At 73.1% G+C, this 13,097-nt stretch carries 7 protein-coding genes and 1 pseudogene; 4 read left to right on the top strand and 4 right to left on the bottom strand.

Annotated elements, in window-relative coordinates; all coding sequences use genetic code 11:
* Positions 1-6: 6 nt before the first annotated feature.
* The 3 genes from IGA62_RS19870 to IGA62_RS19860 all read left to right on the top strand — a co-directional run bounded on the left by IGA62_RS19870 (position 7) and on the right by IGA62_RS19860 (position 3,429).
* Positions 7-1,182 (top strand): PP2C family protein-serine/threonine phosphatase, encoded by a 1,176-nt coding sequence (locus IGA62_RS19870; RefSeq protein WP_145819380.1) that lies wholly within the window; start codon positions 7-9, stop codon positions 1,180-1,182.
* 152 nt (positions 1,183-1,334) lie between these two features.
* The gene (locus IGA62_RS19865) at positions 1,335-1,991 is read left to right on the top strand and encodes a TetR family transcriptional regulator (protein WP_145819381.1); all 657 of its coding nucleotides are present in this window, start codon (positions 1,335-1,337) and stop codon (positions 1,989-1,991) included.
* Positions 1,992-2,088: 97 nt separating this feature from the next.
* Complete coding sequence (locus tag IGA62_RS19860) at positions 2,089-3,429, top strand: low temperature requirement protein A (protein WP_186499991.1); 1,341 nt, start codon at positions 2,089-2,091, stop codon at positions 3,427-3,429.
* Positions 3,430-3,448: 19 nt separating this feature from the next.
* Here IGA62_RS19860 and IGA62_RS19855 read toward each other — a convergent pair whose 3' ends face one another.
* The gene (locus IGA62_RS19855; RefSeq protein WP_145819383.1) at positions 3,449-4,528 is read right to left on the bottom strand and encodes an amidohydrolase family protein; all 1,080 of its coding nucleotides are present in this window, start codon (positions 4,526-4,528) and stop codon (positions 3,449-3,451) included.
* A gap of 290 nt (positions 4,529-4,818) precedes the next feature.
* Here IGA62_RS19855 and IGA62_RS19850 point away from each other — a divergent pair, with 290 nt between their 5' ends.
* Positions 4,819-8,364: a S8 family serine peptidase gene (locus IGA62_RS19850; protein ID WP_198501086.1), complete on the top strand. Its 3,546-nt coding sequence runs from the start codon at positions 4,819-4,821 to the stop codon at positions 8,362-8,364.
* Between the two features lie 151 nt (positions 8,365-8,515).
* On the opposite strand, the gene ffh is transcribed toward IGA62_RS19850, so the two are convergent.
* The 3 genes and pseudogenes from ffh to IGA62_RS19835 all read right to left on the bottom strand — a co-directional run bounded on the left by ffh (position 8,516) and on the right by IGA62_RS19835 (position 13,097).
* Positions 8,516-10,081 (bottom strand): signal recognition particle protein, encoded by a 1,566-nt coding sequence (gene ffh / locus IGA62_RS19845; RefSeq protein WP_145819384.1) that lies wholly within the window; start codon positions 10,079-10,081, stop codon positions 8,516-8,518.
* 207 nt (positions 10,082-10,288) lie between these two features.
* A pseudogene (locus tag IGA62_RS19840) lies at positions 10,289-12,631 on the bottom strand ([protein-PII] uridylyltransferase); the annotation flags it as partial.
* A 127-nt stretch (positions 12,632-12,758) separates the two neighbouring features.
* Positions 12,759-13,097: a P-II family nitrogen regulator gene (locus tag IGA62_RS19835; protein WP_186500327.1), complete on the bottom strand. Its 339-nt coding sequence runs from the start codon at positions 13,095-13,097 to the stop codon at positions 12,759-12,761.

Below are 13,097 nucleotides of genomic sequence, written 5' to 3'. Positions count from 1 at the left end.
CGGACGGTGGACCTTGCCGAGGCACTACGCCGGGTGCTGCACGCGTCGCACCGCGCCCGCCCGGAGGACCTGCCGGACCTGGCGATGCGGATCGCACCACTGCTGGACGCGAGCGCAGTGCTGCTCTACCTCGTCGACCACCAGCAACGGTGGCTGGTGCCGTTCGCCGGCACACTCGCCCCGGCCCGCCAACCGGTGACGATCTCCGGCACCATCGCCGGACGGACGTTCAGCACGCTGACCGACCACGAGGTCCCCGGTGCGGAGGGGGTGTCGCTCTGGACACCCGTCCTCGACGGTGCCGAGCGGCTCGGGGTGCTGGAGGTGGTCAGTGCCGGCGGCTACGACGCGGAGCGCCGCGACGACCTACGGGTCCTGGCCACCCTGCTGGCCGAACTGGTGGTCACCCGGGGCCTGTACGGCGACACCCTGGAACTGGTCCGGCGACGGGCGCCGATGCAGCTCCCCGCCGAGCTGCTGCGCGGCCAGCTACCGCCGCTCACCTTCGCCACCGAACGGCTGGTGATCAGCGGACTGCTGGAACCCTGCTACGAGGTGGGCGGGGACGCCTTCGACTACTCCGTCAACGGCGACCTGGCCCACCTGGCGCTCTTCGACGCGGTCGGCCACGGCTCCCAGGGCGGACTGCGGGCCGCGGTGCTCGCCTCGATCGCGCTGGCCGCGTACCGCAATGCCCGTCGCGGCGCACTGCCGCTGGTCGAGACGTACCACCACATCGACCGGGCTGTCCGCGCCTACGACCGGGCCGGGATGATCACAGCGATCCTGGTTGAACTGGACCAGGCCACCGGGCGGCTCCGGGCGATCTCGGCCGGGCATCCGAGCGGGCTGGTGCTGCGCGGCGGCAGGATGGTGCGGATCCTGCCGACGCCGACCGCGCTGCCGATGACCCTGGGCGACCTGCAACCCCCGCGGGTGATCGAGGAGGACCTGCAACCCGGCGACGACGTGCTGCTCTACACCGACGGCATCACCGAGGCGCGGTCGGCCGACGGTGAGCCGTTCGGCGTGGACCGGCTGGTCGACTTCACCGTCCGGGCCCTGGCCGACGGTCTGCCCGCGCCGGAGACCACCCGCCGGTTGGTGCACGCCATCCTCGATCACCAGAACGACGAGCTGGCTGACGACGCCACCCTGCTGATGGCCCGCTGGCTCGGCTGACGCATCGCCCGCGCCGCCGCTGCCCTGGCTGCAGGGGCCCCCTGCTACCGCTTTCTGTCGAGGAGGGGTCCCCTGCAACCACCGGACAACCGCCCGGCAACCGCCGAGCGACCAACCGACCGGGCACGGCGGTCACCGTAGACTTCGGCCGGATGGACGGGATCCGGGACACCGCGCGGCAGCGGCTGCGCGACACGATCGTCGACGCCGCCCGCGCGCAGGCCGTCGCCGTCGGCTGGGACGGCGTCCGCATGGGCAGTGTCGCGGGCGCGGCCGGGGTCAGTCGGCAGACCGTCTACAACGAGTTCGGCAGCAAGGCGGGGCTGGCCGAGGCGCTCGCCCGGCGGGAGGTCGACCGGTTCGTGGCGGACGTCCGGGCGGCGCTGCGCCGGCACGGCGACGACGTACGGGCCGGGGCGTACGCGGCGATCGCGCACACCCTCGCCGAGGCGGCCGGCAATCCGTTGATCAAGGCGATCCTGACCAGCGCCCGGGGCGGCTCGGACGCGCTGCTGCCGTACCTGACCACGCGGGCCGAGCTGGTGCTCGACGAGGCGACGGGCGCGTTGCTGGAGTGGGCCGGTCACCGGCTGCCGGAGGCCGACCCGGTGGCCCTGGCCTTCGCCGCCGACGCGGTCGTCCGCCTGGTGGTCAGCCACATCGTGCTGCCGCAGGCACCCCCCGACCGGACCGCGCGGCACCTGACGAACCTCACGCTCCACCTCCTTTCCGCCACCACCGTCACCCCGCTGGCCGATCAGGACGTCACCGGCACCCGTCCCCGGCGGGTCGCCCCGCCGACGCCCTGATCGCCGGACCAGGCGGTCGTCGCGTCCGGCCGACAGGATCGGGCCTACCAGCACGAACCAGACCATTCCGGGTCGAGCAACCTGCCAGACTGGCCCGGTGACGGAAGACCGAGCGACAGCCGGAGGTGGCGGGGGGAAGACCAGAGGGCACAAGCCGGTACGCGTACTGCTCCGCGACGCCGTCGGCAGCCTGTTCGGTCGGCGGCGGGTGGTCGAGGGCACGCGTACGGCCACCGAGGAGCTCTTCTTCGACCTGGTCTTCGTGTTCGCCTTCGTCCAGCTCGGCACGCTGATCCTGAGCGACTACACCCCTCAGGGCGTGCTCCGCGGGGCGCTCGTGCTGGCCCTGCTCTGGTCGGCCTGGTCCTCCTTCGCGTGGCTGAGCAACAATCTCCAGGCCAGCTTCGGGGTGATGCGGTTCGGGTTGTTCCTGGTCACCGCGATCACCTTCGTGATGGCGATGTCGACCCTCGTCGCGTTCGTCGACCGGCCCGGCGGGTTGTACGGCCCGCTCGTCTTCCCCGTCTGCTACTTCCTGGTGCGGGCGCTGCACCTGGCGCTGTATGCGTACGCCGTCTCGGCCCACGACCTGGCCCGGCACATCCTGGTGCCCGCGGTGCCGATGCTCGGCACCACCGCCCTGCTCGTCTTCGCCGCACTCGTGCCGCACCGGATCCTCGCCGACCAGCGTCAGGTCGCCATCACCGTGACCCTCCTCTGGCTACTGGCCGTGCTCGTGGACTACGCGACCAGCTTCACGCTGCCCGTCTGGGAGATCGGCATCTTCTCCGCCCGGCACTGGTGCGAGCGGCACGGACTGATCCTGATCGTGGCCGTGGGCGAGTCGATCATCTCGATCGGGACGGCCAGCTCCGACGTGTCGATCAGCTGGCCGCTCCTGCTCGCGGTCATGCTGGCCATGACCGTCACCGGCGCGCTGCTGTGGACCTACTTCGACGTGGTGGCGCTCGTCGGTGAGCAGGTCCTCGAACGTGCCGACCCGAGAACCAGGTTCGCCCTCGCCCGCGACGCCTACAGCTACCTGCACCTACCCATGGTCGCCGGCATCCTCCTGCCGGCCCTCGGGATACGCGAGCTGGTCAAGAGCGTCGGCCACGTCGAAGACCGCCACCCCGACGAACCGCTGTCCGCCATCGGCATCTTCGGCCTCTACGGGGGGATCGTCCTCTTCCTCCTGGCCAACGTCGCCTACCAGCTGCGGACCGCCCGGGCGCTCAGGACGATCATCTGGACCCGGGTGATCGCGGTGCTGGTGCTGGTCGCACTCGTCCCCGTCGCACGGCAGATGCCGGCGATCGGCGCGCTGGGCGTGCTGGCGGCCGTCTCCTTCGTCCTGATCGTCGTGGAGGTCGTCGTGGCCGACGGGCAGCGCACCCATCTGCGCGAGTCGGGCCTGGCCACCCGGGTGCGGACCTGAGGCCGGCGCCGCGAGGAGGTCAGCGGAGCGGGCGACCCCGGAGGACGACGCGGGAGGGGGCCCGCACGACGCGCAGGTCCCGACGCGGATCCTCGGGGTAGACGACGAGGTCGGCGGGACCGCCCTCGGTGAGCCCGCCGAAGCCGAGCCAGGCGCGCCCGCCCCAGGAGGCGGCGGCGAGCACGTCCGCCGGGGTCATGCCGGCCCGCTCGTGCAGCAACAGCATCTCGTCGGCGGCCAGCCCGTGGTCGATGCCACCGCCCGCGTCGGTGCCGACGTAGATCGGCACACCGGCCTCGTACGCGGCCCGGACCACGTCGGGAAAGCCGTCCCGCAGGGCGAGCATGTGGTCGGCGTACCCGGGGAACTTCTCCCGGGCCTGGTCGGCGATCCGGCCGAAGGTCTGAATGTTGATCATGGTGGGCACCAGGGCGGTCCCCCGTCGGGCCATCTCGTCGACCAGGTCGACGCGCAGGCCGGTGCCGTGCTCCACCGAGTCCACCCCGGCCCGCACCATGATCGCGACGGCCTCCTCGGAGAAGGTGTGCACCGCGGCGCGTACCCCGGCGGCGTGGGCGGCCTCGACCGCCGCGGTCATGGTCGCCGCGTCCCAGGCCGGGGCGAGGTCCCCGACCCCCCGGTCGATCCAGTCGCCGACCAGCTTGACCCAGCCGTTGCCGGCGCGGGCCTGCGCGGCCACCGTGGCGGTGACCTCCGCCGCCGGCACCTCCACCCCGATGTCGCGCAGGTAGCGCCGGGGTGGGGCGATGTGCCGGCCGGCGCGGGCCAGGCGCGGCACGTCGGGGTCGTCGTCGAGTTCCGGGTACGGGTACGGCGAACCGGCGTCCCGGATGGCCAGCACCCCGGCGTCCCGGTCGACGATGGCCAGTTCCCGCGCCTGCTCCAGCGAGCCGACCGGTGCGCCACCCCGGGCGATGCCGATGTGGCAGTGCGCGTCGACCAGGCCGGGCAGAATCCATCCGCCGTCGGCGATCGTCTCCGCGCCGGCGACCGGCTCGAAGGTCACCCGGTCCCCCACCAGCCACAGGTCGCGCTCCTCGTCGTCGGGAAGCACCACGCCGCGTACGTGCCAGGCCATTCGTCCTCCGTCTCAGCCGGTAGCGGGCGGTCGCGAGCCATTCTTCCCGGCCGCGCCGGAGGCCGGTGGACCGGGACGGGCCCGGCAGCCTCCCCCACACCTCCGGCCGAACGGTAACGAAACCAACACCCACGGCGACACGAACGGTCGATTGACAGATTTATCAATTTAAGCCTGTCTTGATGTTGGGGCCGCTCGGCATCAGGATGCTCCGATGGATCCCGGGGCACCGGGACCTCCGCCTCGCCTCACAAAGGAGCATCACAACCGTGTCACCACGAAGATGGCGTGTGGCAGCGCTCGGCCTCGCGGTCGGCCTGACCATTCCCGTCGGTGCCGTCGGGCAGCCCGCCTCGGCCGCGCCGGACCAGGCCGCCGCCGCTCGGGCGGTGGCCGCCAAGGTCGACAAGAAGGTCACCAACCGGATCGCCAGCACCGGCAAGTCGGCCTTCTGGGTCTTCCTCGACAGCTCGGCCGACCTGACCAGCACGTCGAAGCTGCGCACCAAGGCGGAGAAGGGCGCCGCCGTGCTGCGCGCCAAGACCGCCCACGCCGAGCGCAGCCAGGCCGGACTCCGCGGCCTGCTGACCAAGCGGGGGGCCGAGTTCACGCCCTTCTGGCTGGTCAACACCATCAAGGTCACCGGCGACGCCAAGCTCCTCGAGGAGTTGGCCACGCGTGGTGAGGTCCGTGAGATCGTCGCCGACGACCCGGTGACCATCCCCGAGCCGCTCCCCGGCCAGACCGTCGCCACGGTGAACGGCATCGAGTGGAACATCGACCGGATCAGCGCTCCCCGGGTCTGGAACGAGCTGGGTGTCCGGGGCGAGGGCGTCGTCATCGGTGGCATCGACACCGGGGTCAACTACCTGCACCCCGCGCTCAACGCCAGCTACCGGGGCCGTAAGGCCGACGGCACCTACGACCACAACTACAGCTGGTACGACCCGTCCGGCGCGTGCAGCGCCGACGAGCCCTGCGACAACAACGACCACGGCAGCCACACCATGGGCAGCATGGTCGGCCTGGACGGCGAGAACGTCGTCGGCGTCGCCCCGAACGCGAAGTGGATCGCCGCCAAGGGCTGCGAGTCCAGCTCCTGCTCCCGGACCTCGCTGCTGGCCTCCGGGCAGTGGATGCTCGCCCCCACCGACATCAACGGCCAGAACCCCCGCCCGGACCTCGCGCCGGACGTCATCAACAACTCGTGGGGCAACACCACCTACGACCCGTGGTACGCCGAGACCGTCTCGGCCTGGGTGGCCGCCGGCATCTTCCCGGCGTTCTCCAACGGCAACAGCGGACCGGGCTGCAACACCTCCGGCAGCCCCGGGATGTACTCGATCAGCTACAGCTCCGGCGCGTTCGACGTGAACAACGCGATCGCCAGCTTCTCCAGCCGGGGCACCGGCGAGAACGGCGAGATCAAGCCGAACATCGCCGCCCCGGGTGCGAACGTCCGCTCGTCCACCCGTACCGGGTACGGGTCGTTCAGCGGCACCTCGATGGCCTCGCCGCACACCGCCGCCACGGTGGCGCTGATGTGGTCGGCCTCCCCCGCCATCCACGGTGACGTCGCCGCGACCCGGGCCATCCTGGACCAGACCGCCATCAACGTGGACGCGCTCACCTGCGGCGGCACCGTCGAGAAGAACAACGTCTTCGGTGAGGGCCGGCTCGACGCGTACGCGGCGGTGAACGCCACCCCGCGCGGCGCGCTCGGCACCGCGAACGGCCACGTCACCTCCGGCGGCGCGCCGCTGGCCGGGGCCACCGTGACCGTGACCGGCCCGATGACCCGCACCGGTGCCACCGCGGCCGACGGCTCGTACGGGTTCGACCGGCTCATGGTCGGCGACTACACCCTCACGGTCAGCAAGTTCGGCTACCTCACCGCCACCGGGCAGCTGACGGTCACCGAGAACCAGACGGTCACCAAGGACATCGTCGTCGAGCAGGCCCCCTCGGCCACGCTCAGCGGCACGGTGAGCACCTCCGCCGGACCGGCCGCGGGCGCCACCGTCAGCGTGCTGAACACCCCGCTCACCGCCACCGCGGACGCGCAGGGCAACTACTCGGTCACCGTCCCGCAGGGCAAGTACGACGTTCGCTTCACGCACGCCTACCGGTGCGCGGACGCGGTCACCCAGCCGGCGACGGTCAACGCCGACACGGACCTGGACGTCACCCTGCCCGACCGGGTGGACACCTTCGGGTACGCCTGCGGCGCGGCCGGGGGCAGCTTCGTCCCGGGCACCCAGCTGCTGAACATCACCGGCGACGACCGGACCGCCACGGTGGCCCTGCCGTTCCGGGTGCCGCTGTACGGCAAGTCGTACAAGGACGCCTGGGTGAGCAGCAACGGCGTGCTGGGCTTCGGCACCGCCACCACCAACCGCACCAACACCACGATCCCGACCGCGGGCACCCCGAACCTCGCCCTCTTCCCGTTCTGGGACGACCTCTACGTCGAGGCCGACTCGGGCATCTACACCACGATCACCGGCAGCGCCCCGCGCCGCAGCTTCACGGTGGAGTGGCGCAACGTGGCGATCTACGCCGACCGCAGCCAGCGGCTGACGTTCAGCGCCACGATCGGTGAGGACGGTTCGGTCGTCTACCGCTACCAGGACGTCGACGGCACCGGCGCGGAGACCGGCACCGGGGCCACCATCGGCCTGGAGAACGAGAACGGCACCGCCGGCTTCCTCTACTCGTTCAACAGCGGCGCGATCGCCGACGGCACCGCCATCGCCTTCCGTACCACCCGCACCGGCGTGGTCTCCGGCGCGGTCACCGACGCCAACGACGGGCTGCCGGTGGCCGGGGCCACGGTCAGCGCCACGGTCGGCGACGTGACGGTCAGCGACACCTCGGACGCCAACGGCCGGTACCTGCTCCAGGCGCCGACCGGTGCGGTCACGCTGGGGCTCGCGTCGGAGAACTACGAGACCGCCGCCGCCACGGTCACCCTGGCCGCCGGTGGCTCGGAGGTCCGGTCGGCGGCGCTGCGCACCGCCCGGATCGGCGCCAACGTCACCAGCCTCGTGGTGACCGCCCCGGCCGAGCAGACCCGCGGCCGGTCGATCGCCCTGAGCAACACCGGTGCGCTCGGCACCGACGTCACCGTGACGGAGCTGGACTCCGACGGCCTGCCGGCGGACATCGGCTGGCTGGAGCTGTCCGGCACCACCACCACGATGGCGGCCGGCGCCCGGCACACGGTCGGTGTGGTGACCCGGACCGCCGGACTGGCGCCGGGCAGCCACCACCAGGCGAAGGTGCAGATCAGCTCGGCCAGCGGCCGGAAGCCGGTGATCGTCGTACCGGTCACCCTGGTCGTGCCGAGCTACACGCTGGCGATCGACGCCGGTGGCACCGCCGGCCGGACCGACGTCGAGGGGCAGACCTGGTCGCCCGACCAGGCGTACGCCGCCGGCAAGGCCGGGTACGTCGGCACCTCCAGCCGTCGGTACACCACCACGACGATCACCGGTACGAACGACCCGGCCCGCTTCGCCGACCAGCGTGAGGGGATGCACGAGTACCGCGTCGACGGGCTCGCCGACGGCTGGTACACCGTCGAGCTGGACTTCGCCGAGGTGCGCAGCCAGCGGCCGGACAAGCGCGTCTTCGACGTGCTGCTGGAGGGCCAGGAGGTCCTGCCGTCCCTGGACGTGGCCGGTGAGGTCGGCAGCTTCGCCGCGCTGAGCCGCACGTTCACCGTGCAGGTGACCGACGGGCAGCTCAACGTCCGGTTCGTCACGCACGCCGGCTACGGCCAGCCGATCGTCAACGCCCTCCGGGTGACCAACCGCCCGGACCTCGGCGTCTGACCTGAGGTGAGGACGTGGGGCCCGGCGGAAGCCGGGCCCCACGTCGTCGGTCGGGTGGCGTCGGCGGACCGCTGACCGGGACCGGGCCGCCCCGCGATCTCGTCCCTGGATCGACCTGGCAGGTCCGGTCGGTTCCCGCTACGTGCGCCGATCAGCCCTGCCTGCCGTCGCCGCCCTTGCCGAGCTTGTTGAAGTCGATCTTCGGCAGCTTGAAGCCCGGCGGGAGACCCTGCTGCCCACCCAGGTCGTTCGGGTTCACCCCCGGCGGGAGCTGCGGCATACCGCCCGGGAAACCGCCGGGCAGGCCGGCCCCGGCGCCCGCTCCGGTACGCGGCCGACCGCCACCCTTGGTGCCCTTGCGCTTGTTCTTCGGGCTCTTGGTGGCCTTGCGGCGCCCCGCGCCCGGCAGCCCCATCATGCCGCCCATCTGCTTCATCATCTTCTGCGCGTCGGCGAAGCGGTTGAGCAGCTGGTTGACGTCCATCACGGTGACCCCGGAGCCGTTGGCGATCCGCGCCCGCCGGGAGCCGTTGATGATCTTCGGGTTGGTGCGCTCGCCCGGGGTCATCGACCGGATGATCGCGGTGACCCGGTCGAAGTGCTTGTCGTCCAGCTCGGCGAGCTGGTCCTTCATCTGCCCCATGCCGGGCATCATGGCCAGCACGTTGGCGATCGGGCCCATCCGCCGGACCGCGATGAGCTGGTCGAGGAAGTCCTCCAGGGTGAACTGCTCGCCGCCCATCAGCTTGGCGGTCATCTTCTCCTTCTGATCGGAGTCGAAGGCCTGCTCGGCCTGCTCGATCAGAGTGAGGACGTCGCCCATGCCGAGGATCCGGCTGGCCATCCGGTCCGGGTGGAAGACGTCGAAGTCCTCCAGCTTCTCGCCGGTGGAGGCGAACAGGATCGGCTGCCCGGTGACCTCCCGGACCGACAGCGCGGCACCACCACGGGCGTCGCCGTCGAGCTTCGACAGCACCACACCGGTGATGCCGACGCCGTCGCGGAACGCCTCGGCGGTGCGGACGGCGTCCTGACCGACCATCGCGTCGATGACGAAGATGACCTCGTCGGGGTCGACCGCGTCCCGGATGTCGGCGGCCTGTTGCATCATCTCGGCGTCGATGCCGAGCCGGCCGGCGGTGTCGACGATGACGACGTCCCGGGCGGCCCGTCGGGCGTGCTCGATCGACGCCCGCGCCACCTGCACCGGGTCACCGGTGCCGTTGCCGGGCTCCGGGGCGTACACCTCGACGCCGGCCCGGCCACCGAGGACCTGGAGCTGCCCGACGGCGTTCGGACGCTGGAGGTCGGCGGCGACCAGCAGCGGCTGGTGCCCCTGGGCCTTGAGCCAGCGGGCCAGCTTGCCGGCGAGGGTGGTCTTACCGGAACCCTGGAGACCGGCGAGCATGATCACGGTCGGCGGCTGCTTGGCGAACTGGAGTCGCCGCCCCTCGCCACCGAGGACGGCGATCAGCTCCTCGTTGACGATCTTGACGATCTGCTGGGCCGGGTTGAGCGCCTGGGAGACCTCGACGCCGCGCGCCCGCTCCTTGACGTTCGCGATGAAGCCCTTGACCACCGGCAGCGCGACGTCGGCCTCCAGCAGCGCCAGCCGGATCTCGCGCGCGGTGGCGTCGATGTCGGCGTCGGTGAGCCGACCCTTGCCGCGGAGCTTGGTGAAGATCCCGGAGAGGCGGTCACTCAAGGTGTCAAACACGCGAACATCCCGTTTGTCAGTGTTACGGCGGGCACAACGCGGCCGGGGAACACGGTCCGGCCACCGTTAGGGTAGCCCGCCGCCCGTACCCCCGCTCCCGGCCGGGCACGGGCACGCCCGCGCCGAGGTGGTTGCAGGGGGCCCTTCCTCATCAAAATGCGGTAACAAGGGTCCCCTGCTACCACCGAACCCGGCTACCACCCGAACTCACACGGCGGCCAGCACGGCGGCTTCCAGGTGGAGGCGGGCGTCCTCGTCCGGGCCGCCGCCGACCAGGTAGAACGCGTCCACCACGTCCCCGCCGAGGGTGGAGATCCGGGCCGCCCGCACCTCGACGCCGGCCGCGTCCAGCGCGCTGGTCACCCGGTAGAGCAGTCCGGCGGCGTCGGCCGCCCGCAGTTCCAGCACCACGGCGTCGGTGGCCGCGTCGCGGTGCCAGACCACCCGGGGAGCGGCCCCGCCGTCCCGCGCGGTCGGGGCCCGTCCGCGCAGCCGCTGGGTGACCGAGACGTCGCCGGCCACGGCGCGGCGCAGGTCGGCGGTGAGCGCGACCGGGTCCGGCGGCAGCCCGTAGCGGGGCTGCACCCGGCAGGTGACCAGGGCCCGCCCGTCGACCGTGGCGGCGTCGGCGGCGACCACCTCCAGCCGGTGCAGGGCCAGGCAGCCGGCCACCGTCGCGAGCAGACCGCGCCGGTCCGCCGCGGCCACCGCCACCGTGTCGTCGGTCAGGTGCACGACCGGCAGCGGCCCCGCCAGCAGCGCCGGGTCCGGAGCGGGTGGCGCGGGCAGGGCACCGGTGTCCAGCGCGGTACGGACCCGGCGGACGAGGTCGGCGACGAGCCGCCCCTTCCAGCCCGACCAGGCGGCCGGCCCGGTGGCCGCGGCGTCCGCCCGGACCAGGGCGTGCAGCAGGTCGAGGGTGACGATGTCGCCGACCGCCTCGGCGACCCGGGTGATGGTCACCGGGTCGTCCAGGTCCCGCCGGGTGGCCACGTCCGGCAGGAGCAGGTGCAGCCGGACCAGCGTGCCGATCAGGGCCACCTCGGCCGGGGGCAGCCCGACCCGGGTCGCCACCGCCTCGGCCAGCGGCACGCCGAGCACGCTGTGGTCGGCGACGGCCCCGGAGGCGTCGGGCAGCCCCTTGCCGATGTCGTGCAGGAACGCGCCGAGCAGCAGCAGGTCGGGCCGGTCGACCTCGCGGGCGAACCGGCTCGCCTCGGCGGCGGCCTGCACCAGGTGCCGGTCCACGGTGTACCGGTGCACCGGGTTGTGCTGCGGCAGGCTGCGCAGCCGGGGCCACTCGGGCAGCCAGGCGTCGACCAGCCCGTACCGGTCGCAGGTCTCCCACGCGGCGACCAGGCCCGGACCGGCCCCGAGCAGGGTGACCAGCGCGGTGCGGGCCTCCGCCGGCCAGGGTGACGGCAGCGGCGGGCAGTAGGCGGCGAGCCACTCGCAGGTGGCGCGGGCGATCGGCAGCCGGGTGGTGGCCGCGGCGGCGGCCACCCGGAGCGACAGGGCCGGGTCGGGGCGGGCCCCGATGGCGGTACGGGCGAGCACCAGCTCGCCGTCGTGCTCGACCACGTCCCGGGCGACCGGGCGGCGTACCGGCCGACCGTCGGAACCCCGTCGCCGCCGGACGCGGAGCCGGTCGGCGGCCCGCCAGGCGTCGTCGAGCGCGTGGCTGACCGTGCGGGCGTCCCCGGCCACCCGGCGCAGCAGCGCGTCCCCGTCGCCGACGAGGGCACCCGGTGGGGCGGACGGCGCTCGCCCGAGGACGGTTCCCGGCTCCGGCCCGGCACCGGGCGGGGGCTGCGACGCGACGGCGCCCGGCGGCACGACGGACGCGCCGGGTGCGGGCTGGCGCAGGCCGAGCAGGGCGGCGACGCCGGCGCGCTCCTGCGCGAGCAGTCGGTCCACCCGCCGGCCGACCTGCTGGTGCAGGGCGTCCCGGGTGTCCAGCAGGCGCAGATGGGCCGCCCGGACGGCCGGGCGCAGCGCGTCGGTGAGTCCGGCGGTGGCGATGGCCCGCAGGATGCCCACGTCGCGCAGCCCGCCGGCCGCTTCCTTGAGGTCCCCTTCGAGCAGGAAGGCCAACTCGCCGTGGGCCTGCCAGCGGCTCTCGGTGGCCTCCCGCAGCGCGGGGAGCTGGCGGACGGCGGTGCGTCGCCACTGGTCGGCGGCGGTGCGGGCCAGCTCGTCGGCGACGGCCCGGTCCCCGGCGACGTACCGGGCGTCGAGCAGGCCGAGAGAGACCTTGACGTCGTCGAGGGCCACCGACAGTGCCTCGCCGACGGTGCGTACCGAGTGGTCCAGCTGGAGCCGGGCGTCCCAGACCGGGTACCAGACCGAGGCGGCCAGGTCGTCGATGCCCGGCACGCCGGTGTGCACGAGCACCAGGTCGAGGTCGGCGAAGGGGGCGCACTGCCGGCGACCGAGGCCCCCGACGGCGACCAGCGCCACGCCGTCCCGCTCGGGCAGCAGGGTGCGCAGCCACCGGTCGTGACGTTCGGCCCGTTCGTGGCGGGCGGCCGCACCGATGCCGGCGCCCGCCGCAACGGAATCGTCGGCACCGGCCACCGCCGGAGCGGGACCGGCGACCCCGCCGACCGCGGGGACCGGGCCGCCGGGGGCGGCGGCCGGGTCGGGTGCGGTCGGCGGGGTCATCGTGGGTCGCCGATCAGAGGGCGTCGAGGCCGCGCTCGCCGGTACGGACCCGGACGACCTCCTCGACGGCGGTCACCCAGACCTTGCCGTCGCCGATCTTGCCGGTCCGGGCGGCGCCGACGATGGCGTCCACGACCTTCCCGACGTCGATCTCGTCGGTGAGCACCTCGACCCGGATCTTGGGCAGGAACTCGACCGTGTACTCGGCACCCCGGTAGACCTCGGTGTGCCCCTTCTGCCGGCCGTAACCCTGGACCTCGCTGACGGTCAGGCCGGCCACGCCGAGGGCGTGCAGGGCCTCCTTCACCGCGTCCAGCTGATACGGCTTGATGACCGCGGTCACCAGCTTCAT

Source organism: Micromonospora sagamiensis, assembly GCF_014680085.1.
GTDB lineage: Bacteria > Actinomycetota > Actinomycetes > Mycobacteriales > Micromonosporaceae > Micromonospora > Micromonospora inyonensis.
The sequence above is the reverse complement of the archived record's forward strand: the minus strand, read 5'-3'. Positions and strand labels throughout refer to the sequence as shown.

Coding starts and splice junctions, on each gene's coding strand:
- IGA62_RS19865 (WP_145819381.1), top strand. CDS start 1,335: ATGGACGGGATCCGGGACACCGCGCGGCAGCGGCTGCGCGACACGATC.
- IGA62_RS19835 (WP_186500327.1), bottom strand. CDS start 13,097: ATGAAGCTGGTGACCGCGGTCATCAAGCCGTATCAGCTGGACGCGGTG.
- IGA62_RS19855 (WP_145819383.1), bottom strand. CDS start 4,528: ATGGCCTGGCACGTACGCGGCGTGGTGCTTCCCGACGACGAGGAGCGC.